Raw genomic sequence first — 25494 nt, 5'->3', positions numbered from 1 at the left:
CCAATCGTTAAATAGACAGAGAGTGCAAAAGGCACCCGAAAAAAACTCAGCGCCCCCAGCAGTCTTTGCTGGTCAGGCCGGTTTTTGCGTTGACCATGCCGAGGACTCCGGTATTGGTGATGGTCAGATCACCACACTTGTCAGTGGCCATGCTCGAGTCAGCCTTGCGCACTGCCGTCAGCAGAAAGGTCTGGTCGGCCAGGGTCGGAGTGATGCTGTAGTAATCATTGCCGACACTGAGGCCCGGCGCATCGGTGTAGGTGTTTTTCTGCGAGTAGAAGCGCTCCAGGAGCTGCGCCTGCTCCGAGAGCAGACCGGCCACTTCTGCGCGACGGCCTTTGTTCAGGTATTCGGTGAAACTCGGGGCGGCAATGGTCATGACAATCCCGATGATCGCAATCACGATCATGATTTCGATCAGGGTAAAACCGCGGTTGGAACTACGCATGCCTCAACTCTCACTTACTGTATTTGTCGCCACATGATGCGACGGCCGCCGCCGGATTTTTCCATCCCCGGTGTATCGTCGCCAGTGGAATCGTTCACGGCCCCGTCCTGGGTCGAATGCTCTCCAACAAAGATCACGCCATCGGATAGCGTGTCGATGTTGTCGACCACTCCATCGCCGTTGCTGTCGAGCATCTTAACGCCGATCGCCTCGGGCAGCTTCAGGCAGACGGCTTTCAACCCCTGATTGCTGTGGTAAAAACCGTACCAGTTGCCATTCGCCAGACAGGTTGGCCGGTTCAGCGCTGGCGAATCCGCTGACGTGGCAGCGTGAGCCGACATCGACAGGTCAAGCGCGACTACGACACCGATCAGTTGTGACCATAACCTGACAGGTCGCTCAGTACTTCGCATAGATGCTCTCCACCACACTGCGCGAATGCCCCGCGATGCCGACCGCCGTTACCCGATACAAGGTCGCCGGGGTATTGATGGGCACATTCACCGCATTTTTGCTGACACCGATATTTTGCACGCCATAAAAGCCCTTGCCCGATGCAACCCAGGTCACGCCTGAAGAGGCGTTGAAACCGGCAGCGGTAATAGCCGAAGACTCGGACGGTGGTGCGCATTGAACGATGCCGCTACAAACAGGTAACGCATAACTGTTTCGCCACACGGCACTCTCGCCCACCCGCAATGCGGCCTCGGCACTCTGGAACGATTGATTGCGCAAGACGACGCTACCGGCCATTTTTTCCTGCAGGGTGGCGCTCTGCATCGATGAAAGACCAATTAGCGTCAGCAAGAGCAGGAACACCAGACTGACCAACAGTGCCATCCCGCGTTGGGAGCGATAAGTCAGGGGAGAACGATTCATCGGCACTCCCTCATGGCAAGCGGTTGCGTAGAGCGGCAACCACGTTGAAGGTTTGATCGCTCACCCGGTTGTGCGGATCGAATAGGGTCAGGGTCAGGCGAACGCTACGAATCAGCGCGGGATCCGTGGGGTTGCTGCTGTAGCGCGAAGCAGCCAGATCAGTGGCCGTACTGGCCAGGCCGAAGCTCACGTCGAAAGCGCTGACGTTATCCACCAATACTTGATCTGCTGCAGCCCCGCCTTTCATCAACAGTTGGTTGTTGCTGAAGCTGTAAATCAGCCGCCGGATCGGAAATGCCAGCTGCCCTGCCACTGGCGTCCGACCTTCACTGTAGGCCGTCGAATTGTTTCGACAATCGGAAAGCACGGTCCAGTCCGGCTTGCCGCCATTGCCGCCGACATCCGCTGTAACCAGCGTCAACTTGCGGCCGCCGTTGTCCCAACGGATCGGTGCTAACTGACTGGCATGGAAATCCCTTTTCTCACTTGAATCGGTGATCGTTTCCAGGCAACCGAACATCCCGACCATGCGGACTTCCTGAATCATTTTGCTCAACACGAAACGTGCGTCCTCCTGCATGCTCGCGGCCGCATTCTGGCTGAGATAGGTGTTCTTGGCTGCGATAAAAACCTGTACCACGCCCAGCACCACAACCAGGCTCAAAGCCATGGCGATCAGCAGCTCGACCAGGCCAAACCCCTTGCTGCAGCGACTCACGGGGTCACCACCGGATCAATGGCCGTGCGACTGCTCAGGATGAAGCTGCGCCGCGAGTCGTCGGCCTTCGCAGCCCGTGAGTCGTCCCAGGTAATCGTGATGGTGTACACCTGCTGATTGACGGTGACGCTGCCCGTCGCGGTAGCACCGAGCGAACTGACAATATTGGCGTTGAAGTCAAACAGGTCCTGATCCCGGGTAACGTCCGGATTGCCCGAAGCCGGCGGCGCGATGGTGTAGTCCGCAGCAGCGTTGGCGCGAATGCGGTCCATCATGTCGTAGGCGATAAAACTGGCCTGACTGGTCATGCGCGCGCTGTCCGTGTACTTCAACGCATTGAGCTGAAACGCCGCTGCCCCCAGCAATCCCACTCCCAGAATGACTAACGCCACCAGGACTTCGATCAGCGTCATGCCCTCCTGCGTACGCTTGCTCCCTGCTTTCATCCGCAATTTCCACCCAATAGAATTCGTCCGTTCAAACACACCGTCAGCGTCCTGCTTTGTGCGCCCCGACCATAGCTGATCACCACCTCTGAGGACGGTGATGACAATCCGCCCATACTGTTGAAATCGATGGCAGTGACGCCAGAGGTTAGCGCCAGAGTTGCGCTGCTGCTCATCGCCGGAACAACCCGCAATACATTGGCCAAAGCGCCCGTACCGTCGTAAACCGCCAGTTCCCCACTCCAGACATCACCACCGGTCGTCGGGCGCACCCGTATGGTATTGCCGTGATCGATGGCTTCGAGCCGGGCAAAATTCAGGGCTCGTTGCAGGTCAGCGATTTCGGTATCGGCCCTGGTTGTTTGCGTCGAACGGGTAAACGCCGGAACAGCCAGAGTCAGCAGAATCAGAAGGATCGCGATCGCAACCAGCATCTCGATCAGCGTGAAACCTTTTGTAGGATGATCCATCGAGGCCTTCTGTTTCCTTCAGCTATACCTGCCCTTGCGCGGCACAACATTCGAGCGATGCGGTGCGTTTGCGTTGCCATTTCTCGCGCAGGGATTGCGCGAGCCACAGCACGCCACGGAGGGAATTGTCATGCGGCAACAAGGCTTCAGCCTGATCGAACTGCTCATGGGACTGGCAATTACAGGAATTGTTCTGCATTTGGTCAGTCCGACATACGGAGCACTCATCGAGTCGAACCAAAGAGAGCAAGCGGCACAGGCTCTTTTCAGCGGTATTCGCACCGCCCGGACTGAAGCCATCGTCCGCAACCAGGCCGTGGTGATTCACGGCATCAATGGCGACTGGAGCCAGGGCTGGCGGATCATTCTGGATATCAGCGGCAAGGGGGATATGGACAGTAACAACCCACTGCTGGCCGAACGCCGGAGCGGCGCACGCGTGTCGATCGTGGGGAACGGCCCGGTCGAAAGATCTATACGATTCAGGGGTCAGGGCGAACCACTGATTGGTGGAACGTTACACATTTGCGCAATTCGCGAACCGGTGAGCCAACATCAAGTGGTGTTGGCTCGGACCGGTCGCGTCAGCCTGCGCAGCGACAAGGCTGAGCAGCCGTCATGCAAAGAAAGGAAAAAACTCAGAGCAACGAGCGAACGCGCAGTTCTTTAGGCATCGAGAACGTGATGTTCTCCTCGCGACCGGCCAGTTCATCGGCACCGGTAGCCCCCCAGGCCTGCAACTGCTGGATCACGCCGCGCACCAGGACTTCCGGGGCAGATGCGCCAGCGGTGATGCCAATACGCTCGACGCCGTCGAACCAGCTTTTTTGCAGGTCTTCGGCACCGTCGATCAGATAGGCCGGAGTGGACATGCGTTCAGCCAATTCGCGCAAGCGATTGGAGTTGGAGCTGTTCGGGCTACCGACTACCAGCACCACATCGCACTCTTCGGCCAGTTGCTTGACCGCATCCTGACGGTTTTGCGTGGCGTAGCAAATGTCGTCCTTGCGCGGTCCACCGATGGCCGGGAAGCGCGAACGCAGCGCATCGATAACACGGCTGGTGTCGTCCATCGACAAGGTGGTCTGAGTCACGAAGGCGAGCTTTTCAGGGTTGTTCACCTGCAACGCCGCAACGTCTTTCTCGTCTTCGACCAGATAGATCGCGCCACCACTGCCGGCATCGTACTGGCCCATGGTGCCTTCGACTTCCGGGTGACCGGCGTGGCCGATGAGAATGCATTCACGGCCGTCGCGGCTGTAACGCGCCACTTCGATGTGGACTTTGGTCACCAGCGGGCACGTTGCGTCGAACACTTTCAGCCCGCGGCCAGCCGCTTCGCTGCGCACGGCCTGGGAAACGCCGTGGGCACTGAAGATCACGATGACGTCGTCCGGCACCTGGTCCAGCTCTTCGACGAAGATCGCACCACGGGAGCGCAGGTCTTCGACGACAAATTTGTTGTGAACCACTTCGTGGCGCACATAGATCGGCGGCCCGAAGACTTCCAGGGCGCGGTTGACGATTTCGATCGCCCGGTCCACACCGGCGCAGAAGCCACGGGGGTTGGCGAGTTTGATTTGCATGCTGTGCCTCGTGTCTTGCCCTGTAGGAGCGAGCTTGCTCGCGAAGAAATCAAAGACACCGCGTTCATTCAGAATGATCGCGTAATCGTTGACGCCCATCGCGAGCAAGCTCGCTCCTACAAAAGGCCGAATTCGTCAGTTAGAGCGCTTTGACGGAAATGATTTCCACGTCAAAGGTCAACGTTTTGCCCGCCAGCGGGTGGTTGAAGTCGATGGTCACTTGCGTGTCATCGAACTCTTTCACCACGCCCGGCAATTCAGTATTGGCCGCATCGTTGAAGATCACCAGCAAGCCAGGCGACAGTTCCATGTCCTGGAACTGTGAGCGCGGGATGATCTGCACGTTTTGCGGGTTGGGCTGACCGAAGGCGTTTTCCGGCTCGATGCTCAGCGTACGCTTGTCACCGGCCTTGAAACCGAACAGGGCCGCTTCGAAACCTGGCAACAGGTTGCCGTCACCAACCTTGAAGGTCGCCGGGGCTTTGTCGAACGTGCTGTCCACGGTGTCGCCGTTCTCCAGGCGCAATGCGAAATGCAAGGTGACTTCCGTGTTCTGGCCGATGCGTTGCTCAGCCAATACCTGTTCAGTCATGAACGGTTTCTCCGGTCTTTTTACTTTTGAACATGTCCAGTGCCAGCATGACAGCACCAACCGTGATTGCACTGTCGGCAAAGTTGAACGCCGGGAAATACCAGCGGTTCTGCCAATGCACCAGAATGAAATCGATCACATGGCCCAGGGCAATGCGGTCATATAGATTGCCCAGCGCGCCGCCAAGCACCAGTGCCAGCGCAATCGCCAGCCAGGTCTCGTTGCGCCCCAGACGCTTGAGCCACACCACCAGCACCGCACTGACCACCACAGCGATCAACGCGAACAGCCAGCGCTGCCAGCCGGAGCTGTCAGCCAGAAAGCTGAACGCCGCACCGGTGTTATAGGCCAGGGTCCAGCTGAAGTAATCGGGGATCACCACGATTTGCTGGTACATCGCAAGCTTGCCTTCGAAGTAGAACTTGCTGGTCTGGTCGATGACCAGAACCAGCAAACTCAACCAGAGCCAGCTCAGCCGTCCGAAACGGCCAACGGCATTAGGCATAGTGACGGACCTCGCCAGCACCGCTGATGTTATCCACGCAACGGCCGCAGATTTCCGGATGCTCCGGGTTCACACCAACGTCTTCACGGCAGTGCCAGCAACGGGCGCACTTGGCGTGGCTGGACTTGACGATCTTCAGCTTCAGGCCGCTGACTTCGGTGACCACAGCGTCGGCCGGTGCCTGCACCAATGGTGCAACACTGGCGGTCGACGTGATCAGTACGAAGCGCAGTTCGTTGCTCAGCCTGGCCAGGTCGGCGGTTAGCGCGTCTTCGGCGTACAGCGTCACTTCGGCCTGCAGGTTGCCACCGACAGCCTTGGCTGCACGCTGGATTTCCATTTCCTTGTTGACCGCGACCTTGACCGCCATGATCCGGTCCCAATACGCGCGGTCCAGCTCGATGCCTTCCGGCAGTTCGCTCAGGCCTTCGTACCAGGTGTTGAGCATGACGGACTCGTTGCGCTCGCCCGGCAGGTACTGCCACAGTTCGTCGGCGGTGAACGCCAGGATCGGCGCGATCCAGCGTACCAACGCTTCGGAGATATGGAACAGCGCAGTCTGGCACGAACGACGGGCCTTGCTGTCGGCGCCAGTGGTGTACTGACGGTCCTTGATGATGTCGAGGTAGAAGCCGCCCAGTTCCTGCACGCAGAAGTTGTGGATCTTCGAGTACACGTTCCAGAAGCGGTATTCGCCGTAATGCTCTTGCAACTCGCGTTGCAGCAGCAGGGTACGGTCCACGGCCCAACGGTCCAGAGCCAGCATTTCTTCTGCAGGCAGGATGTCGGTGGCCGGGTTGAAGCCGGTCAGGTTCGAGAGCAGGAAACGCGCGGTGTTACGGATACGCCGGTAGGCATCCGCACTGCGTTGCAGGATCTGCTCGGAAACCGCCATTTCGCCCGAATAGTCGGTCGATGCAACCCACAGACGCATGATGTCGGCGCCCAGGGTGTCGTTGACTTTCTGTGGCGCGATCACGTTGCCCAGGGACTTGGACATTTTGCGGCCGGACTCGTCGACCGTGAAGCCGTGAGTCAGCAGTTCGCGATACGGTGCGTGGTTGTCGATGGCGCAACCGGTCAGCAGCGACGAGTGGAACCAGCCACGGTGCTGGTCCGAGCCTTCCAGGTACAGGTCTGCACGCGGGCCGGTTTCGTGACCCATCGGGTGCGAACCGCGCAGGACGTGCCAGTGCGTGGTGCCCGAGTCGAACCAGACGTCCAGGGTGTCGCTGATCTTGTCGTACTGCGGCGCTTCAGCGCCCAGCAGCTCGGCGGCGTCCAGTTTGAACCAGGCCTCGATGCCTTCGACTTCAACGCGTTTGGCGACCTCTTCCATCAACTCGACGGTACGCGGGTGCAGCTCGCCGCTTTCCTTGTTCAGGAAGAACGGGATCGGCACGCCCCAGTTGCGCTGGCGGGAAATGCACCAGTCCGGACGGTTGGCGATCATCGAGTGCAGGCGCGCCTGACCCCAGGCCGGAACGAACCGGGTCTCTTCAATGGCCTTGAGAGAGCGCTGGCGCAGGGTGTCGCCGGTGGTCGGCTGCTTGTCCATGCCGATGAACCACTGCGCGGTGGCGCGGTAGATCAGCGGGGTCTTGTGGCGCCAGCAGTGCATGTAGCTGTGTTCGATGATGGTGGTGTGCAGCAGCGCACCGACTTCAGTCAGCTTGTCGACGATGGCCGGGTTGGCCTTCCAGATGAACTGGCCGCCGAAGAATTCCAGCGAGGTCGCGTACACGCCGTTGCTTTGAACCGGATTGAGGATGTCATCGTTGACCATGCCGTACTTCTTGCAGGTCACGAAGTCGTCCACGCCGTAGGCCGGAGCGGAGTGAACCACACCGGTGCCGGCGCCCAGTTCAACGTAGTCGGCCAGGTAAACCGGCGACAGACGGTCGTAGAACGGGTGACGGAAGTTGATCAGCTCCAGCGCTTTACCGGTGGTGGTCGCAATGACCGATCCTTCCAGCGAGTAGCGCGCCAGGCACGACTCGACCAGCTCCTCGGCCAGTACCAGCAGCTTGTCGCCGACGTCGACCAGGGCGTAGTTGAATTCCGGGTGAACGTTCAGCGCCTGGTTGGCCGGGATGGTCCACGGGGTGGTGGTCCAGATCACGATCGAGGCAGGCTTGGCCAGGGTTGGCAGACCGAAGGCGGCAGCCAGTTGGGCTTCATCGGCAATCGGGAAGGCCACGTCGATGGTCGAGGACTTCTTGTTCTCGTACTCGACTTCCGCTTCGGCCAGGGCCGAACCGCAGTCGAAGCACCAATTCACAGGCTTGAGGCCCTTGAACACGAAACCGCCCTTGACGATTTCCGCCAGGGCACGGATTTCGCCGGCCTCGTTCTTGAAGTCCATGGTCTTGTACGGGTTGGCAAAGTCGCCCAGCACACCCAGACGGATGAACTCGGACTTCTGCCCTTCGATCTGCTCGGTGGCATAGGCCCGGCACAGTTCGCGGGTCTTGTCCGCGCCCAGGTTCTTGCCGTGGGTCACTTCGACCTTGTGCTCGATCGGCAGGCCGTGGCAGTCCCAGCCCGGAACATAAGGCGCGTCGAAGCCCGACAGGGTCTTCGAGCGGATGATCATGTCCTTGAGAATCTTGTTCAGCGCATGACCGATGTGAATCGAGCCGTTGGCGTACGGAGGGCCGTCGTGCAATACGAACTTCGGACGATCCTTGCCAATCTCGCGCAACTTTCCGTACAGGCCAATGCTGTCCCAGCGCTGCAGAATCTGCGGTTCGCGCTGAGGCAGGCCGGCCTTCATTGGGAAGGCGGTGTCCGGAAGGTTTAGCGTGGCTTTATAGTCGGTCATTTAAGGCTCTTCATTAGCGATGGGCGCTAGGTGCGGCTAGTGCACGGGCGGCGGCGACATCCGCGTTGATCGCCGTTTTCAACGCCTCCAGAGAGGCGAAACGCTGCTCTTCACGCAGCTTGTGGTGGAAAACCACCGTTAAACGCCGGTCATACAGATCGCCGGCAAAATCTAAAAGATGTATTTCGAGGTGGGCCTTGCCATCACCTTGTACCGTTGGCCGCACGCCGATATTGGCGACGCCTGGCCAGGTCTTGCCGTCGATGTCGACGTTGACCAGATAAACCCCGGTAAGCGGAACGCGACGGCGCTTGAGTTGTATGTTGGCCGTGGGCGTACCCAACTGGCGCGCCAGCTTCTGGCCGTGCAGCACCCGCCCGGTAATCTGGAACGGCCGACCTAGCAGTCGCTCGGCCAAGGCAAAATCAGCTGCGGCCAGGGCGTTGCGGACCTGAGTGCTGCTGACGCGAATACCGTCCAGCTCAACGGTTTGCGCCGCCTCGACGGAAAAGCCCTGAACGATGCCGGCTTGTTGCAGGAAATCGAAATCCCCTACGCGGTCGCAGCCGAACCGGAAGTCGTCACCAACTTCAAGGTGCTGTACGCCAAGGCCGTCCACCAGGATGGTATCAACGAATTCGCTGGCGCTGAGCTTGCTCAGCCGCTGGTTGAAGGCCAGGCACAGGACGCGGTCGACACCTTCGTCGGCCAGCAGCTGCAGTTTGTCGCGCAGCCGGGCCAGACGGGCCGGGGCCGTGTCCGGGGCAAAAAATTCTCGCGGCTGCGGCTCGAAAATCACCACGCAGCTGGGCACGCCCAACTCGAGCGCACGTTCACGCAGCCGCGCCAGGATAGCCTGGTGACCACGGTGAACACCGTCAAAGTTGCCAATAGTGGCGACACAGCCCCGATGCTGGGGGCGCAGATTGTGGAGGCCTCGAACCAGCTGCATAACGCGCTTCTTGCTCATAAAGTGGTCGATTATAACCACACCCGGCGGCCGACGACAGGCAACACCGTAACCCAAAGTGATCGAGCCGACAAAACTGTCGGCCCGCCCGTGTTTATCGAAGCCAGAACCTCTATTCCAGCGTCTTGCGATTGAAGTCGCGCAAACGGAAACCCATCAACACTAACATGCCGAAATAAGCCACCACACCCGCCGCCACCAACACCCCCAGACGCAAGAAGCGCTCGAGCATATGCCCTTGATCCCAGGCTGGCATGAAGTGCATCACACTCAACAGTACCGCGGACATCACCGCCACCGCGACCAGCAGTTTGAACGCGAACTTCGCCCAGCCCGGCTGCGGTTGGTACATCTGCTGTTTGCGCAGTTGATAGAACAGCAAGCCGGCATTGAGGCAGGCGCCGGCACTGATCGCCAAGGCCAGGCCTGCGTGAGCCAGCGGCCCGATCAGCATCAAGTTGAACAACTGGGTGACCACCAGGGTAAAAATCGCAATTTTTACCGGTGTGCGGATGTTTTGTTGCGCATAAAAGCCGGGGGCCAGCACTTTGATCACGATAATCCCGAGCAAGCCGACCGAATAAGCGATCAGGGCACGCTGGGTCATCGATGCATCAAACGCATTGAACTGGCCGTACTGGAACAAGGAAACCGTCAACGGCTCCGCCAGAATCCCCAATGCCAGCGAGCAAGGCAGTACCAATACGAAGCACAGGCGCAGACCCCAGTCGAGGATGCGCGAATACTCGTGACGATCCTTGTTGGCGTAGGTCTTGGCCAGGGTCGGCAGCAGAATCGTTCCCAGCGCGACGCCCAACACGCCGGACGGCAGCTCCATCAAACGGTCGGCGTAATACATCCAGGACACTGAACCGGCGACCAGGAACGAGGCAAAAATAGTGTTGATGATCAGCGAAATCTGACTCACCGACACCCCGAGAATGGCCGGCAACATCTGCTTCATGACACGCCAGACGCCAGTGTCGCGCAGGTTCAGGCGGGGCAGCACCAGCATGCCGATCTTTTTCAGGTGCGGCAGCTGATAAAGCAACTGCGCCAGGCCGCCGACCAGTACCGCCCAGCCGAGCGCCATTACGGGCGGATCGAAGTACGGCGTCAAAAACACCGAAAAGATGATCATGCTGACGTTAAGCAGGGTCGGCACGAAGGCCGGCACCGAAAAGCGGTTCCAGGTATTGAGGATCGCGCCTGCTAACGACGACAGGGAAATCAGCAGGATGTAGGGAAAGGTCACCCGCAGCAGACTGGAGGTCAGTTCGAATTTTTCCGGCGTGCTGGTGAAGCCCGGCGCGGTCACCCAGATGACCCACGGCGCGGCAATCATGCCCAGCACGGTGACCAGCGCCAGCACCAGCGTCAACAGGCCCGAGACGTAGGCAATGAAGGTTCGGGTCGCTTCCTCGCCCTTCTGGCTTTTGTATTCGGCAAGAATCGGCACGAACGCCTGGGAAAACGCCCCTTCGGCAAAGATCCGCCGCAGCAGATTGGGCAGTTTGAAGGCGATAAAGAAGGCGTCGGTCGCCATTCCCGCGCCAAATGCGCGCGCTATGAGGGTGTCACGAACAAACCCCAGAACACGGGAAAGCATTGTGATAGAGCTGACGGCGGCCAACGATTTGAGCAGATTCATGGAAAGAGTTTGTGCCTGTCGATAAACAGCAGGCGAACTACGCGCCTACTTATGCGATACTCCGCGCCGCAACAGCACAGAGCCAAAGCTCGCGAGTTTACAGGTCGCACGCTGGAAAGAAATCTCCAAGCTTGCTTCACCTACCACTTAGCGGAACGTCTCAACCGCCCTTGACAAGAACTCAACTCATCGGCATGATTCGCGGCCTATTTTGTTTGCTATTTCCTAAAAAGTCTTTCGAGGAGCTCGACGGTGGCCAACTCACCTTCCGCCAAAAAACGTGCAAAACAGGCTGAGAAGCGTCGCAGCCACAACGCCAGCCTGCGTTCCATGGTTCGTACCTACATCAAGAATGTAGTTAAGGCCATCGACGCAAAAGACGCTGCCAAAGCTCAAGCCGCTTACGTTCTGGCTGTGCCAGTTATCGACCGTATGGCCGATAAAGGCATCATCCACAAGAACAAGGCCGCTCGTCATAAGAGCCGCCTGAATGGCCACGTCAAGGCCCTGAACGTTGCCGCTGCCGCCTAAGCGACTCGTTCATTAAAAAACCGACCTCAGGGTCGGTTTTTTATTGCCTGCGATTTGGCGAATCCAACGTAATAAAAATGTGGGAGCGAGCCCGCTCGCGAAGAGGCAATGCCAGTCAACATTGATGCTGAATGACACACCGCGTTCGCGAGCAGGCTCGCTCCCACATTGTTGAATTGCGTCAGATTATTGGGCGTGTGCCCACGGCAAAATCGGAATCGCCGTCACCGCATTCTGCGGACTGCCCTCGATCAAGCGATCGCTGTACACCAGATACACCAGCGTATTGCGCTTCTTGTCGAGGAAGCGCACCACCTGCATGGTCTTGAACACCAGGGACGTGCGCTCCTTGAACACCTCGTCACCATCCTTGAGCTCGCCCTTGAAGCTGATTGGCCCAACCTGCCGGCAAGCGATAGACGCTTCGGCACGATCCTCGGCCAACCCCAGACCACCCTTCACGCCGCCAGTCTTGGCCCGCGACAGGTAGCAGGTCACACCATCGACCTTGGGGTCATCAAAGGCCTCGACCACGATCCGGTCATTCGGCCCGACAAACTTGAACACCGTCGACACCTGACCGATCTCTTCGGCCGAAGCCAGCAGGGGCATGGCCAACAACAACCCCAACAATCCTTTTGCCACGCGCATTCAGGTATTCCTTCAGACCAGAATCAGGTTATCGCGGTGAACCAGTTCCGGCTCCGCCATGTAACCCAACAGACCGACAATCGCCTCAGACGACTGACCAATGATTTTTTGCGCTTCCAGCGCACTGTAGTTGGCCAGGCCACGGGCAATTTCACGACCGTCCGGCGCCACGCAGACGACCATCTCGCCGCGACGGAAGCTACCCTGCACCAATTTGACCCCGACCGGCAGCAAGCTCTTGTTGCCCTGGGACAACGCGATCACCGCACCCGCATCCAGCACCAGGGTGCCACGGGTTTGCAGATGACCGGCCAGCCACTGCTTGCGCGCAGCCAGCATGCCGCGCTCCGGCGACAGCAAGGTGCCGATGCGCTCGCCCGCCTTGAGGCGATCCAGCACACGCTCGATGCGCCCACCCACGATGATCGTATGCGCACCAGAACGCGCCGCGAGACGCGCAGCGCGCAGCTTGGTCTGCATGCCGCCACGCCCCAGCGCCCCGCCCGTACCGCCCGCCACCGCATCGAGCGCCGGATCATCGGCGCGCGCCTCGTAAATCAGCTGGGCATCCGGATTGTTGCGCGGATCAGCGTCGAACATACCGTCGCGATCCGTCAGGATTACCAGCAAATCCGCCTCGACCAGGTTCGCCACCAGCGCTGCCAGGGTGTCGTTGTCGCCAAAACGGATTTCATCGGTGACCACGGTGTCGTTCTCGTTGATCACCGGAATGACTTTCAGCTCGACCAGCGCACGCAAGGTACTCCGGGCATTCAGGTAACGCTTGCGATCGGACAGGTCGTCATGGGTCAGGAGAATCTGCGCGGTATGCCGGCCATGCTTGGCAAAGCTCGACTCCCAGGCCTGCACCAGCCCCATCTGACCGATTGCAGCAGCGGCCTGAAGCTCGTGCATCGCACTGGGTCGCGAGGTCCAGCCCAGACGGCTCATACCGGCCGCCACTGCCCCGGAGGACACCAGTACCAGCTCGACGCCCGCCTCATGCAAGGCCACCATCTGTTCAACCCAGACACCCATTGCCGCGCGATCCAGGCCTTTACCGTCCGCCGTCAGCAAAGCGCTGCCGATCTTCACGACCCAACGCTGCGCACCTGTCACCTTGCTCCGCATCATCTTCAACCTTAGCTTGAGGACAGCGCGACCTGGCACTGCCCGTGACGTTATTCGTGGTTATTCGTGACCAACAATCGATTTCCAGATACCAAAACGCCGCTCGATTGAGCGGCGCTTAAGTTTATCGCAACGAATCAGTCACGCACGTAAATGATTTCCGGACCGTCTTCATCATCCACATCTTCTTCGTCCCAATCATCGTCGCCGATGTCGTGGACCGACTTCACGCCACTGCGACGCAGGGCACGCTTGTCATCCAGCGCCTGCAGTTGCGCGCGAGCTTCGTCTTCGATGCGCTGATCGAGATCAGCCAGCTCTTCCTTGTAAGCCGGGTCATTGGCCAGGCGATCAGCACGATCTTCCATGTAACGCATGATGTCGTGGCACAGACGCTCGGTACCGAGCTTGGAGATGGCCGAGATCACGTAGACCGGCCCCGTCCACTCCAGGCGATCAACGATTTCCTTGACGCGAGCATCGTGCTCTTCATCAAGGATCTGGTCGCACTTGTTCAGGACCAGCCAGCGATCACGCTCCGCCAGGGACGGGCTGAACTTGATCAGCTCGTTGACGATCACTTCAGCGGCATCCGGCGCACTGGCGTCATCCAGCGGCGCCATGTCCACGAGGTGCAGCAGCAGACGCGTACGCGCCAAGTGCTTGAGGAAGCGAATGCCCAGACCAGCACCTTCGGAAGCGCCTTCGATCAAACCCGGAATATCGGCAATGACGAAGCTCTTCCAGCGATCGACGCTGACCACGCCCAGGTTCGGCACCAGCGTGGTGAACGGGTAGTCGGCAACTTTCGGCTTGGCGGCCGATACCGAACGGATAAAGGTACTTTTACCGGCATTCGGCAAACCCAGCAGACCGACGTCAGCCAGTACTTTCATTTCCAGCTTCAGGTCGCGCTGCTCACCCGGCTTGCCCGGAGTGGTCTGGCGCGGCGCACGGTTGGTACTGGATTTGAAACGGGTGTTGCCCAGACCGTGCCAGCCGCCCTGCACTACCATCAATTTCTGACCAGCCTTGGTCAGGTCGCCGATGACTTCCTGAGTCGCGGAGTCGATCACCGTGGTGCCGACCGGAACGCGCAGGATCAGGTCTTCACCCTTCTTGCCGGTGCAGTCGGTGCTGCCGCCGTTGGAGCCGCGCTCGGCATCGAAGTGCCGGGTGTAACGGTAGTCCACCAGGGTATTGAGGTTTTCGTCGGCCATCATATAGATGGAACCGCCGTCACCGCCATCACCGCCGTTCGGGCCACCGTTCTCGATAAATTTTTCCCGACGGAAACTCATGGCGCCATTGCCGCCGTCACCAGCCTTTACGCGAATCGATACTTCATCAACAAACTTCATAACAAACGCCTCTCGCCATACGGACGAGCCGAAAAACAATCAAGACATAAGACTCTTGCAAAAATGAGCGCAGCGACCCTAAACCACGACACCTACATCGTACGCCAACAGCCCATACAAACAGCTTTGCAAGAGACTCACCCCACAAACGAAAAAGCCCCGTCGCAAGACAGGGCTTTTCCAGCGATCGCGCAATTAAGCCGCGACTACGCTCACGTAACGACGACCGAAGGCGCCTTTTACTTCGAACTTGATCACGCCTTCGACTTTAGCGAAGAGGGTGTGATCTTTACCCATGCCAACGCCGTAGCCAGCGTGGAATTGGGTGCCGCGCTGACGCACGATGATGTTGCCTGCTTTGATAGCCTGGCCGCCATACATCTTCACGCCAAGGCGTTTGGCTTCTGAGTCGCGACCGTTACGGGTACTACCACCAGCTTTTTTGTGTGCCATGAGTTCAATTCTCCTAGTGAGGAATTAGGCTGAAATTAAGCCTGAATACCGGTGATTTTGATCTCGGTGTACCACTGGCGGTGGCCCATACGCTTCATGTGGTGCTTACGACGACGGAACTTGATGATGCGGACTTTATCGTGACGACCTTGGGAGATCACTTCAGCCACAACGGTAGCGCCAGCAACAACTGGAGCGCCGATATTCACGTCGTCACCATTGGCAACCAACAGAACGCGATCAAAGGTAACGGATTCGCCGGTAGCGATTTCCAGTTTTTCGATCTTCAGGTATTCACCTGGGGCGACTTTGTACTGCTTGCCGCCAGTAACGATTACTGCATAAGACATGGTATTTCTCCGATAATCCTGCTCACCCAGCTCTTTATAAGAAGAGGTATTGGCTGGCATGGCTGCATGGGGCTGGAGGCCCGCTTGCAATTGCGTAAGGCAGGTGCTGCCCAGGAAGTTCAGGGTGCGCGATTGTACGCAAGCCACGAGTCCCTTGCAAGGGGCCGTCCATCGCGCCTTGACAGGCCCGGACGTGGGTCCTAGCATGCCGCGCAACCCTTCTGGAGCGACTGTCGCTGATGCAACCCCAAGCTTTCTACCGCGCGGTGGCGGACGATTTTAGCGCCGTCGACGGCATCATCAAGAAGCAGCTGACTTCGCGCGTGCCGCTTGTATCGAAAATCGGCGATTACATCACCTCGGCTGGCGGCAAACGCCTGCGTCCTTTATTGGTGCTGCTGTGTGGCAAGGCCCTGGGTCGCGAAGGCGATGACCTGCGCCTGCTGGCCGCGACCATCGAGTTTCTGCACACCGCCACCCTGCTGCATGACGATGTTGTCGACATGTCCGGCATGCGCCGTGGCCGCTCGACCGCCAACGCCATGTGGGGCAACGCGCCAAGCGTGCTGGTCGGTGACTTCCTGTATTCGCGCTCGTTCGAAATGATGGTCGAGCTGGGCTCGATGCCGGTGATGAAGATCCTTTCGCAGGCCACGCGCATCATCGCTGAAGGCGAAGTGTTGCAGCTTTCGAAGGTTCGTGACGCCAGCACCACCGAAGAAACCTACATGGAAGTCATCCGCGGCAAGACCGCGATGCTCTTCGAAGCCTCGACCCACAGTGCTGCCGCCCTGTGCGAAGCCACGCCGGAACAGGCCGAAGCCCTGCGTACATTCGGGGATCACCTGGGGGTGGCCTTCCAGCTGGTCGACGACCTGCTGGACTACAAAGGCGACGCCGAAACCCTGGGCAAGAACGTCGGTGACGATCTGGCCGAAGGCAAGCCGACCCTGCCGCTGATCTACACCATGCGTGAAGGGACACCAGAGCAGGCCGCCCTGGTGCGCAAGGCGATCCAGAAAGGCGGAATCGAAGATCTGGAAAGCATCCGCGAAGCCGTGGAAGCCTCGGGCTCGCTGGAGTACACCGCGCAACTGGCCCGCGATTATGTGGCCCGCGCGATCAAGTGCCTCGAAACGCTGCCTGCCAGCGAGTACCGCGATGCACTGGTTGAACTGAGTGAGTTCGCGGTCGCCCGCACGCACTGAGGAACAACTGTAGGAGCGAGCTTGCTCGCGAAGAACTCAATGACCCCGTGTCCATTCAGGAAGCACGCGTTATCGTTGACGACCTTCGCGAGCAAGCTCGCTCCTACAGGAGTTGCAGCACCCCCTCCCGCTTAAAACCCTATATAATGTGCGCTTTTTAGCGATCCTGAATCCAAGGAGCCTTAGTGAGCACGCTGCCACCCTGCCCAAAATGCAATTCCGAATACACCTATGAAGACGGCGCACAGCTGATCTGCCCCGAGTGCGCCCACGAATGGTCCGCCAGCGGTGAAACCGAAGCAGCGTCCGATGACGCCGTGAAAAAGGACTCGGTCGGCAATGTCCTGCAGGACGGTGACACCATCACCGTGATCAAGGACCTCAAGGTCAAGGGTACGTCTTTGGTGGTCAAGGTCGGCACCAAGGTCAAGAACATCCGCCTGTGCGACGGCGATCACGACATCGATTGCAAGATCGACGGCATCGGCCCGATGAAACTCAAGTCCGAGTTCGTCAGGAAAGTCTGAACCTGCTGTCTTCCATCCCGCGCCCGGCCGCGGGATGGCGCCTCACCCTCCCCCCGCTTCACCCAGTCAATCCTCGCAATAGCCAGACGCCAGTCGTTTTTGACCTGACGCAATCTTTACCTGGAAAAAAGCGCAAACCGCCAATAGGCTCTTGCTATTTGGTGAATAAGAATTATTCTCATAAAACCTTCAATGGAGATGAGAACCATGACTTATCTGATCGATGCCTGGCTGGACCGACCACACCCTTACCTCAGGATCCTGCATCGGGAAACCGGGGAAGTCTGTGCGGTGCTTGAAGAAGAAGCCTTGAACGAACTGCAAGACCAGGGTGATCTTGACCTCAATGGCCTGAGCTCCAGCGAGCCGGTGGTGCTCAAGGAACTGGTGCGTAACCTGTTTCTGTTCTGCTATGCCCGGGCGTTGCGCCCGACGACGGATCTCAATGACAAGTTTCATCCATGAGAGACACTGCAAAACACTGTAGGAGCGAGCTTGCTCGCGAAGAACTGGAAGACACCGCGTTCATTCAGGATGGCAGCGTTATCGTTAACGCCCATCGCGAGCAGGCTCGCTCCTACAAGGTAATCAGCGGGTATTACAGAACGTCGAGCAGTTCGACGTCGAATACCAGTACGCTGTGCGGCGGGATGCTGCCAACGCCTTGAGCGCCGTATGCCAGTTCGCTCGGCACGTACAGGCGCCATTTGCTGCCAGCGTTCATCAGTTGCAGGGCTTCGGTCCAGCCGGCGATCACGCCGCCAACCGGGAATTCTGCAGGCTCTCCACGATCGTAGGAACTGTCGAACACGGTGCCGTTGATCAAAGTGCCGTGGTAGTGAGTACGCACGGTGTCTTCACGGGATGGCTTGGCGCCTTCACCGGCAGTCAACACTTCGAACTGCAAGCCGGAAGCCAGAGTGGTGATGCCTTCACGCTTGGCGTTTTCAGCCAGGAAGGCCAGGCCTTCGCCAGCAGCCGCTTCAGCCTTGGCAGCAGCTTCGGCCTGCATGATTTCGCGGATGACTTTGAAGCTGGCGGACATTTCTTCCTGACCCACACGGCTTGGCTTGCCGGCGAATGCGTCGGTCAGGCCAGCCAGGATCGCGTCCAGGCTGACGCCCGGTGGCGGGTTGTCGCGCAGTTGGTCGCCCAACTGACGGCCAATACCGTAGCTGACGCGGGTTTCGTCGGTGGACAGATTTACTTCGGACATGACACTGCTCCGCTGTGCGGACGGCTCGGGAACTTGCCATGCGTGCACAGCGCGTCCCGGAGCGCCCGGAACCAAAAGGGCCAGCAGACTAGCACAGATGTCATGCCATTGATGAGGGGCGTCAGGCGATCGGCACCTTCAGGTTTTCTTCCACGTCGGCAACCAGCCCGCACATTTCGTCATGCACGACCGTGTGCACAAGGTTGAAGTGCAACTTGGGAAAGGAGCGCAGCACATCACGGGCATGCTCCACCGAACGCAGGCTCATCATATGGCCGTGCGTATCGCTCAGGGGGTACGCCGCGCCATGCATCCGTGCTTCCAGCAGGTAAATGCCCCCCTCCATGGAGATCAGGTTCAGCTCATCGACCTTTCCGGCGATGGCATACGCATTCAACTCATTCAGGGTCATGAACGCACCTCACGCAGTGGCGAGCCAACATACTTACATGGATAGGCCTCGGCGCATCAAAGCACAAGCCACTGGCCAGACCGTTTGTCTGTTATCGCAGGAAGTTGTGGCGAGGGAGCTTGCTCGCGCTGGATTGCGAAGCGATCCCGCTTTTTTGGGGCCGCTTCGCAGCCCAGCGCGAGCAAGCTCGCTCGCCACAAAGGGAGCCGGTGTGGATCAGTGCTTGGTGAGTTTATCCAGGTAACCCATGGCGAATGCCGAAACCACGAAGGTCATGTGGATGATCACGTACCACTGCAGATGTTCAGGATCGACGTTCTTGGCGTCCATGAAGATGCGCAGCAGGTGAATCGACGAAATGGCCACGATCGACGCCGCCACCTTCATTTTCAGCGACGAAGAGTCCATGGTGCCCAGCCAGTTGAGCTTTTCCTTGGAGTCGTCGATGTCCAGCTGCGAGACGAAGTTCTCGTAGCCGGAAATCATCACCATCACCAGCAAACCGCCCACCAGCGCCATGTCGATCAGCGACAACAGCACCAGGATCAAGTCCGATTCGGCCATCGAAAACACGTTCGGGATGACGTGGGAGACTTCCTGGAAGAATTTCAGCGCCAGCGCCAGCAACCCGAGGGACAGGCCGAAATAGATCGGCGCCAGCAGCCAGCGCGAGGCGTACATTGTATTTTCGATAAAGCGTTCCATTAAATCTCACATGTGGGCTGAAAATGGCGGCGAGTATACCAGCCGCCCGTCTATACCCAGAAGTAGCCAGAAACCGTCGAAAAATCCGCCACCTGCGCCTGTGTATCAAAGTTTTTCTGCTAGTGTCCAAATCATTGACCGCTCAGCGATATCGGACAGGAAGACTGGAAATGGATGTGCGATTGCCTTTGACGAGTGCCGGATTTTGCATGGCGCTGCTTCTAAGCGGCTGCTCGCCCAGCGATGAAAAACGCCAGGTCAGCCTCGAAGAAAAAACCGCGCAATTCGAAAAGTCGCTGGACGCCATCCAGGATCCAAAGCTCAAGGATGCCGTGTCGGAGCTGGGCGGCTCACTGCTGCTGCTCGAGCGCGCGCAACTCAAGCTCGACAGTAAACTGGTGGAAACCGAATACGGCGAAGACGCCCTCGCCATGCTCAAGCACTACCCGACCCCTCAGGCCCTGGTCGACACCTACATCAACGGGTTGTTCGTGCTGCAAAAGGACTCCAGTTCCGACTACCTGACCGATCTGCAACCGGTGTTCCCCTTCACTTTCAGCGTTCCTGCCGCGTTTCTGTTTCCCCATGGCCTGGAATGGCAGTCGGTCACACTAAGTAATAAACGAGTGATCCCATTCCAGCCGGAATGGTCAGAAACCGACCCCGGCATTCAACTCAGCCCATCGAGTTCCAACCTGACCAACCCCGATGACCTGACTGTGGCCTACCCCTTCATCGAAGGCCTCGACGTCGACAGAAAGCAGCAACCGCAACCGGTGAGCCTGCTGGGCAAAGTAGAGGTCATCGCGCCACGCCGTCTCTACAGCTTCGACCTGACGAAAAAGGACGTAGGCCAGACCCGCACCAATGACAATCTGAGCGTCACCCTGCTCACATTGACGAACAATTACGCGGAAATCGAATACAACAACAGCGCGCCGCTAGCCCCCGAAGTCAGAGAAACACCGCTGAACCCGCTGATCGTCCAGGCCACGGACAGCACCGGGCAATTCATCTCGCGCGCCGGCTCAATCAACGAAACCGCGGTACAGATTGCGTTCTATCAGCAGCAGCTGGCCAAGATGCAGCAGCAAAAAAGCTGGAGCGAGGCCCTGGAAAAACAGCTCGACGAAGAACAGCGCAACTTTGAGAAACAGCAGGCTCGACATTATTCGAAGGTGTACTTCAACGGGACGATCGAAACCCTCGAAGTCAGCATGCTGGATTTTTCCGCCGTCACGGTCACCCGCAAGAGCCTCGACCTGCCGGTCCGGCACTTCGATGCCCAGACCACGGACAAGACCATCCAGCCCTTGAACCTGCCCGTGGTGGTCTATGACGACCAGGCGCCCGGTTGGCTCAAAGGGGCAACGCTGAGCAAGGATCAACTGAAAAAGAACGTCAGCATCAGTCAGTCGGTCGACGACCCCAGTGCTGCGCGAATCGAATTCACGCATCTGCGCAGCTTCAACGATGAACTGCTCGGCACATCGTTCAACCCCGGTGAAAGTCCGGTGAGTTTCTTTACCGAAGACGCGAGTGGCAAACGCGACGAGCCGATCGAGTTGCCGCCCGAGGCCTACCAGATCGACCCCCTGCGCGGCACCATTACCTACGATCTGAATCTGTTTGCGCAAACGCCGGCCTATGCGGTGGGCTCGATGCCGCTGTTCCTGGCCACCGTCGAGCAAAAAACCGTCGATGCCCGCCAACTACCCAAAGGCCTCGAGCTTAAAGCCAATGCTCTGGTGGTTGACTTGAAGAAGTTTCCCGCCCAGGACTGGAGTTTTTTCGCCAAGGACGACACCGGCAATTACTTGAAGGAGATTCTATCGGTCAGCCATGGTTCGGGCGCACAAGGGCCGGCACAGTTTGTCGTGCATTACTTCTACGGACAGCCTACACGCCTGGAAACCTATCAGCGCACTGACCTCGCCACCGTGCAGTATGGTTTCGAGGTTAAACTCGACAAGGCCGACATGACGCGCCTTGATCAATAGTGCGAATCAGTGCTCGGGGTGAAACTCGAAGCCGCCCATGTTTCGGCAGCGACCACCGTTGATTTCCCGCAGTTGGGCTTGCAGGTGCAGGCACCAGATTTGCGGATCGTCGGCCAACTCGTAGCCGTGCAAGGTCAGGCTTTCAACGATGGTGTCGAGGATTGATTCAGCGACGAACGGACCGTGAAACGGGCCTTGGGCCTTGATGGCAGAAGGTTGTTCACCGGCCATTCCGGCGGCGAACAGCAGAGTCCACATGCCCGTATCTCCCGCCAACGGACGGATGGCACATTCGATACGGGTCTCAAGGCCCAGGCATTGACGGGTGAGGCAGAGGTTGCGCGACATGGCGGCGACCCTCGGTAGATCCGGTATTCAGCCCCCATGTGAAGGCTGTTTCGATCCTGTGATTACTGTCGACATCCCTGAGCTGAGAATAGAAGAAAAGTCTGGCTTGCAGGCCGAGGCAAGACCGAAAGGCGCCGAATGGTCACAGCACGAATATTGACGTCATTCTGACGACGCTTTTTTACCATTCACCCCAAACAAAATGTGGGAGCGAGCCTGCTCGCGATAGCGGACCTTCAGCCAACACATGAGTTGAATGTCAGTCCCTCTTCGCGAGCAGGCTCGCTCCCACAGTACCGAGGCGAGCCAGACTCAAACAGATATCAAGCCGGTTTGGTTTGCGCCAAAGCCTCTAGCGCCAACTCCTTCTCGGTCTCTTTCAGATCATCGTCACTGATCATTTCCGCGATAACCCGCAGACGCTCCACGACCCGCGCGTTCACGCTGCCTTCAGGGAATTCGCCATTCTCGTCCGGCTCGCCGGCTGGCTCGCCAACCAGCAAACTCAAGGCTTCGTCGGCCTGACGGACCGCGTAGACATGGAATTGCCCCGCACGTACCGCCGCCAGCACCTTCTCGTCGAGCATCAGCGTGGCGACGTTGGCGTGAGGAATGATTGCCCCCTGCTCGCCGGTCAACCCGCGGGCCTCGCACAGACGGAAGAAGCCCTCGATCTTCTCGTTGACTCCACCGACCGCCTGCACTTCGCCGAACTGGTTGATGGAACCTGTGATGGCAAAGCACTGCTTGAGCGGGGTTTTCGACAAAGCCGAGATCAGGGTGCAGGCCTCGCCCAGGGAAGCACTGTCGCCATCGACATAACCGTAGGATTGCTCCAGGGCGATACTCGCGGAAATCGCCAGCGGAAACTCCTGGGCGTAACGACTGCCCAGATAACCGGTAAGGATCATCACGCCTTTGGAGTGGATCGGCTGGCCGAGGTTGACCTCGCGCTCGATGTCGACAATGCCGCTGCCGCCCGGGTACACCGTAGCGGAAATCCGCGCCGGAATACCAAAGGCCGAATCGCCGACTTCCAGCACGGTCAGGCCGTTGCACTTGCCGACCGCCGCGCCCGCAGTGTCGATCAGGATGATCCCGGCCAGCATGTCGTCGAGAATCCGCGCCGAAACCCGCCCGGTCCGCGTGGCCTTGGCTTTGAGTGCCCGTTCAATGTGCCCGGCGTCGGTCATTTCATCGCCGGCCAGATGGCGGATGAAATCCGCCTCGCTGACCAGTTGGAACAAGTCACCGATACGCGCCGACAAGCGCCCCTGGTGCTCGGCCAGACGCGCACTGTAAGTCGCCAGGCGCGCCACCGCATCGGCGGTCAGCGGCGCCATGCCTTCTTCGGAAGTACGGGTTTTGAGCAACTGGGCGAACTGCTCCAGGCTCTCGTCGACCATCGGGATGTCTTCGTCGAAATCCACCAGGACGCGGAACATTTCCTGGAAGTCCGGATCGAGGTCTTGCAGCGTGTAATACAGCTGACGGGCACCGATGATGACGACCTTGACCTGCAACGGAATGTGTTGCGGTGTCAGGGTCACGGTGGCCAGACGGCCCAGCTCACCCAGCGGCGATTCCATTTTCAGCTTGCGCGATTGCAGGGCGCGTTTGAGCGCATCCCACACGAACGGTTCGCTGAGCATCTTGTCCGCTTCAAGGATCAGGAAACCGCCATTGGCCCGGTGCAAGGCACCCGGCCGCAGTTGGCGGTAGGTGGTGTACAGCGCGCCCTGATCGGTGCTGTATTCAATGCGACCGAAGAGGTTTTCGTAGGTCGGGTGCGGCTCGAACACCACCGGCGCACCGCCGCTGGCCGCATGACCGACCACCAGGCTCGGCGCGTATTGCTCTTCCAGCAACTTGCGGGCGACGGCATCGATTTTGCTGTCGTCTACCAGCTGTTCGACCACAGTCTTGAGCAAATACACCTGCATCGCTTGCAGATAACCGCACACCGCGGCGTTCTCGGCGTACTTCTCCGACAACGGCGACAACAACGGCTGCAAGGCCAGGGTGATGGTTTCTTCGTTGAGGTGACGCAGTTGATTACTCGACTCGCGCTTCCATTGCGGCAGGCTGGCGAGCTCTTCGTTCAGGCGCTCCTCCAGTACCGAAATATCCTCGTGGAAGCGCTCGCGTTCGGCTTCCGGCAACTGGGCGAATTCAGCTTCGTCCAACGCCTTGCCGTCGCCCATCGGGGTAAATGCAATATTGCTGGCGTCGCGGTACAGCGCGACGTCCTTTTCCAGCGCCAGACGCTCGATGATGTCCAGGGCCTTGTCATAGCGCTGGTTGAAGGCGCGGTCGATGCTGCTTTTTTTCTGCTGGTAGGACGGATGCTCGAAGACTGCCGGAAACGTCGCCAGCAGGTTGTCGATCAAGCCGTTGATGTCACCGATGAAGGCACCGGCGCTGCCCGATGGCAGCTCCAGTGCACGCGGCTCGCGCGGCTCATCGAAATTGTTGACGTAGACCCAGTCCGCCGGAGTCTGCAGGCGCTTGCCTTCGGCCTTGAGATAGCGTTTGACGAACGAAAACCGGCCAGTGCCGGGTTCGCCCATGACGAATACGTTGTAACCGGGGCGTGGCATGGCCACACCGAACTGCAAGGCTTCGACCGCACGTTCCTGGCCAAGCACACCGCGAAAGGGCTCCAGATCATTGGTGGTAGAGAAGCTGAACTGTTCAGCGGAAAACGGACGGGTCAGCGCTTCGGGCGCTAGACGCAAGCTGGCAGCAACAGGATCAGGCATCGGGCTTCCTTAACAATCAGGCGGGGCAGATGACAGCATTCTGGCGCCGCCCATGCCCGACTGGCAAGAAGCGCCGCAGGCCTGTGCATCGTCAATCCGCCAACCCCAGGCGGGCCGGGCTTGCGCCGCCGGTTCTCATGAATGTTTTGCAAAAAAAAACGGAACCCCGTGATCGTGCCTAAACTCCAGACTGCGCGGCTGGACTAATGACCGGCCCACTTGTCCATCGGTACGCACATAAAGAGAACAAAGCTATGAAACGGATTCTTCTCGGTACTCTCTTCACTGCTGTATCCATCAACGCCATGGCTCAGGCGCCAGGCGGCCCGGATTGCGGCTGGGGCAACATGCTGTTCGAAGGCCAGCGTGGTACTCCGGCTCACTTCCTGGCATCCACCACCAACGGCACCTCCGGCAACGCAACCTTCGGCATGACCTCCGGTACCAACGGTTGCGCAACCAACGCGTCGCTGACCTATGGCGGCAAATCCTGGTTTGCCATGAATGGCATGATGAACGAGCTGTCCGAAGACATGGCCAAAGGCCAGGGCGAAGCGCTGACCACCTATGCCGTGGTACTGGGCGTAGCGCCGGAAGACCGTGCGCACTTCGCCGCCGTCACTCACGAGCACTTCCAGCAGATCTTCAGCAAGGCTGACGTGACTGCCGAAGACGTGCATACCAATACCCTGGCCGTGCTCAAAGCCGACCCTCGTCTGGCCAAGTACGCGACTCAAGCTTAAGCTCGAC

29 protein-coding genes are annotated in these 25494 nt (G+C 58.8%); 7 read left to right on the top strand and 22 right to left on the bottom strand.

The genetic code is table 11. The features are described from left to right. Positions 1-46: 46 nt before the first annotated feature. The 6 genes from C8K63_RS09270 to C8K63_RS09245 are packed head-to-tail and all read right to left on the bottom strand — an operon-like array spanning position 47 to position 2961. Positions 47-448 carry a type IV pilin protein gene (locus tag C8K63_RS09270; protein WP_108216437.1) on the bottom strand — a complete coding sequence of 134 codons (402 nt, stop codon included), beginning with the start codon at positions 446-448 and terminating at the stop codon, positions 47-49. A gap of 14 nt (positions 449-462) precedes the next feature. Then, positions 463-861, bottom strand: coding sequence for a hypothetical protein (locus C8K63_RS09265; RefSeq protein ID WP_108216436.1), 399 nt, complete (start codon positions 859-861; stop codon positions 463-465). Continuing rightward, complete coding sequence (locus C8K63_RS09260) at positions 848-1327, bottom strand: PilX N-terminal domain-containing pilus assembly protein (protein WP_108216435.1); 480 nt, start codon at positions 1325-1327, stop codon at positions 848-850. Before C8K63_RS09260 ends, C8K63_RS09265 begins: the two co-directional genes overlap by 14 nt. Before the next feature lie 10 nt (positions 1328-1337). Then, on the bottom strand, positions 1338-2045 hold the full coding sequence (locus tag C8K63_RS09255) for a PilW family protein (RefSeq protein ID WP_108216434.1): 708 nt from the start codon (positions 2043-2045) through the stop codon (positions 1338-1340). Next, a complete protein-coding gene (pilV, locus tag C8K63_RS09250; protein ID WP_108216433.1) occupies positions 2042-2491 on the bottom strand; it encodes a type IV pilus modification protein PilV in 450 nt (149 codons plus the stop codon). The genes C8K63_RS09255 and pilV overlap by 4 nt, the downstream gene beginning before the upstream one ends. Next, a complete protein-coding gene (locus C8K63_RS09245; RefSeq protein ID WP_108216432.1) occupies positions 2488-2961 on the bottom strand; it encodes a GspH/FimT family protein in 474 nt (157 codons plus the stop codon). Before C8K63_RS09245 ends, pilV begins: the two co-directional genes overlap by 4 nt. Before the next feature lie 130 nt (positions 2962-3091). Here C8K63_RS09245 and C8K63_RS09240 point away from each other — a divergent pair, with 130 nt between their 5' ends. After that, positions 3092-3631, top strand: a complete 540-nt coding sequence (locus tag C8K63_RS09240; RefSeq protein WP_108216431.1) for a GspH/FimT family pseudopilin — start codon at positions 3092-3094, stop codon at positions 3629-3631. Here the strand turns inward: C8K63_RS09240 and ispH are convergent. From ispH to murJ, 6 genes are all read right to left on the bottom strand, one after another. Continuing rightward, the gene (ispH, locus tag C8K63_RS09235; RefSeq protein ID WP_108216494.1) at positions 3600-4547 is read right to left on the bottom strand and encodes a 4-hydroxy-3-methylbut-2-enyl diphosphate reductase; all 948 of its coding nucleotides are present in this window, start codon (positions 4545-4547) and stop codon (positions 3600-3602) included. The two genes, C8K63_RS09240 and ispH, sit on opposite strands and share 32 nt — an antisense overlap. Before the next feature lie 139 nt (positions 4548-4686). Continuing rightward, a complete protein-coding gene (gene fkpB, locus C8K63_RS09230; RefSeq protein ID WP_177413227.1) occupies positions 4687-5124 on the bottom strand; it encodes an FKBP-type peptidyl-prolyl cis-trans isomerase in 438 nt (145 codons plus the stop codon). A 7-nt stretch (positions 5125-5131) separates the two neighbouring features. Beyond that, positions 5132-5644, bottom strand: a complete 513-nt coding sequence (gene lspA, locus C8K63_RS09225) for a signal peptidase II (protein ID WP_108216429.1) — start codon at positions 5642-5644, stop codon at positions 5132-5134. Beyond that, positions 5637-8468: an isoleucine--tRNA ligase gene (gene ileS / locus C8K63_RS09220; RefSeq protein WP_108216428.1), complete on the bottom strand. Its 2832-nt coding sequence runs from the start codon at positions 8466-8468 to the stop codon at positions 5637-5639. Before ileS ends, lspA begins: the two co-directional genes overlap by 8 nt. A 13-nt stretch (positions 8469-8481) precedes the next feature. Beyond that, complete coding sequence (gene ribF / locus C8K63_RS09215; RefSeq protein WP_108216427.1) at positions 8482-9420, bottom strand: bifunctional riboflavin kinase/FAD synthetase; 939 nt, start codon at positions 9418-9420, stop codon at positions 8482-8484. Positions 9421-9550: 130 nt separating this feature from the next. Next, positions 9551-11089: a murein biosynthesis integral membrane protein MurJ gene (murJ, locus tag C8K63_RS09210; RefSeq protein ID WP_108216426.1), complete on the bottom strand. Its 1539-nt coding sequence runs from the start codon at positions 11087-11089 to the stop codon at positions 9551-9553. 252 nt (positions 11090-11341) lie between these two features. On the opposite strand from murJ, the gene rpsT reads away from it, so the two are divergent. After that, positions 11342-11620 carry a 30S ribosomal protein S20 gene (gene rpsT / locus C8K63_RS09205; protein WP_007970922.1) on the top strand — a complete coding sequence of 93 codons (279 nt, stop codon included), beginning with the start codon at positions 11342-11344 and terminating at the stop codon, positions 11618-11620. 186 nt (positions 11621-11806) lie between these two features. Here rpsT and C8K63_RS09200 read toward each other — a convergent pair whose 3' ends face one another. The 5 genes from C8K63_RS09200 to rplU all read right to left on the bottom strand — a co-directional run bounded on the left by C8K63_RS09200 (position 11807) and on the right by rplU (position 15566). Next, positions 11807-12271: a CreA family protein gene (locus C8K63_RS09200; protein WP_008022496.1), complete on the bottom strand. Its 465-nt coding sequence runs from the start codon at positions 12269-12271 to the stop codon at positions 11807-11809. A 12-nt stretch (positions 12272-12283) separates the two neighbouring features. Then, positions 12284-13402: a glutamate 5-kinase gene (proB, locus tag C8K63_RS09195; RefSeq protein ID WP_108216425.1), complete on the bottom strand. Its 1119-nt coding sequence runs from the start codon at positions 13400-13402 to the stop codon at positions 12284-12286. Between the two features lie 137 nt (positions 13403-13539). Continuing rightward, entirely contained in the window at positions 13540-14763 is a 1224-nt protein-coding gene (gene cgtA / locus C8K63_RS09190) for an Obg family GTPase CgtA (RefSeq protein ID WP_008052064.1), read from the bottom strand. Between the two features lie 195 nt (positions 14764-14958). After that, complete coding sequence (gene rpmA / locus C8K63_RS09185; protein ID WP_003281574.1) at positions 14959-15216, bottom strand: 50S ribosomal protein L27; 258 nt, start codon at positions 15214-15216, stop codon at positions 14959-14961. 35 nt (positions 15217-15251) lie between these two features. Continuing rightward, on the bottom strand, positions 15252-15566 hold the full coding sequence (gene rplU / locus C8K63_RS09180) for a 50S ribosomal protein L21 (RefSeq protein ID WP_003176051.1): 315 nt from the start codon (positions 15564-15566) through the stop codon (positions 15252-15254). Positions 15567-15805: 239 nt separating this feature from the next. On the opposite strand from rplU, the gene C8K63_RS09175 reads away from it, so the two are divergent. From C8K63_RS09175 to C8K63_RS09165, 3 genes are all read left to right on the top strand, one after another. Beyond that, positions 15806-16774: a polyprenyl synthetase family protein gene (locus tag C8K63_RS09175; protein ID WP_108216424.1), complete on the top strand. Its 969-nt coding sequence runs from the start codon at positions 15806-15808 to the stop codon at positions 16772-16774. Positions 16775-16959: 185 nt separating this feature from the next. Next, positions 16960-17301: a zinc ribbon domain-containing protein YjdM gene (locus tag C8K63_RS09170; RefSeq protein WP_108216423.1), complete on the top strand. Its 342-nt coding sequence runs from the start codon at positions 16960-16962 to the stop codon at positions 17299-17301. Positions 17302-17508: 207 nt separating this feature from the next. Then, positions 17509-17766, top strand: a complete 258-nt coding sequence (locus C8K63_RS09165) for a hypothetical protein (protein WP_108216422.1) — start codon at positions 17509-17511, stop codon at positions 17764-17766. A gap of 133 nt (positions 17767-17899) precedes the next feature. Here C8K63_RS09165 and C8K63_RS09155 read toward each other — a convergent pair whose 3' ends face one another. From C8K63_RS09155 to C8K63_RS09145, 3 genes are all read right to left on the bottom strand, one after another. Beyond that, positions 17900-18517 carry an FKBP-type peptidyl-prolyl cis-trans isomerase gene (locus C8K63_RS09155; RefSeq protein ID WP_108216420.1) on the bottom strand — a complete coding sequence of 206 codons (618 nt, stop codon included), beginning with the start codon at positions 18515-18517 and terminating at the stop codon, positions 17900-17902. Positions 18518-18638: 121 nt separating this feature from the next. Next, entirely contained in the window at positions 18639-18929 is a 291-nt protein-coding gene (locus C8K63_RS09150; protein ID WP_108216419.1) for a DUF6482 family protein, read from the bottom strand. Between the two features lie 216 nt (positions 18930-19145). Further along, on the bottom strand, positions 19146-19634 hold the full coding sequence (locus C8K63_RS09145) for a TIGR00645 family protein (RefSeq protein ID WP_108216418.1): 489 nt from the start codon (positions 19632-19634) through the stop codon (positions 19146-19148). Positions 19635-19804: 170 nt separating this feature from the next. Here C8K63_RS09145 and C8K63_RS09140 point away from each other — a divergent pair, with 170 nt between their 5' ends. Continuing rightward, positions 19805-21634: a hypothetical protein gene (locus C8K63_RS09140; RefSeq protein ID WP_108216417.1), complete on the top strand. Its 1830-nt coding sequence runs from the start codon at positions 19805-19807 to the stop codon at positions 21632-21634. A gap of 6 nt (positions 21635-21640) precedes the next feature. On the opposite strand, the gene C8K63_RS09135 is transcribed toward C8K63_RS09140, so the two are convergent. Together C8K63_RS09135 and C8K63_RS09130 are read right to left on the bottom strand one after the other, a co-directional pair. Continuing rightward, the gene (locus C8K63_RS09135) at positions 21641-21982 is read right to left on the bottom strand and encodes a hypothetical protein (protein ID WP_108216416.1); all 342 of its coding nucleotides are present in this window, start codon (positions 21980-21982) and stop codon (positions 21641-21643) included. Between the two features lie 323 nt (positions 21983-22305). Further along, on the bottom strand, positions 22306-24744 hold the full coding sequence (locus tag C8K63_RS09130; protein ID WP_108216415.1) for a Lon protease family protein: 2439 nt from the start codon (positions 24742-24744) through the stop codon (positions 22306-22308). 254 nt (positions 24745-24998) lie between these two features. Between C8K63_RS09130 and C8K63_RS09125 the strand changes: the two genes are divergently transcribed. Next, the gene (locus C8K63_RS09125; protein WP_007970900.1) at positions 24999-25487 is read left to right on the top strand and encodes a DUF3015 domain-containing protein; all 489 of its coding nucleotides are present in this window, start codon (positions 24999-25001) and stop codon (positions 25485-25487) included. Positions 25488-25494 lie beyond the last annotated feature (7 nt).

Origin of the sequence: Pseudomonas sp. GV085, assembly GCF_003050925.1 — a bacterium.
Taxonomy (GTDB): Bacteria; Pseudomonadota; Gammaproteobacteria; order Pseudomonadales; family Pseudomonadaceae; genus Aquipseudomonas.
The sequence above is the reverse complement of the archived record's forward strand: the minus strand, read 5'-3'. Positions and strand labels throughout refer to the sequence as shown.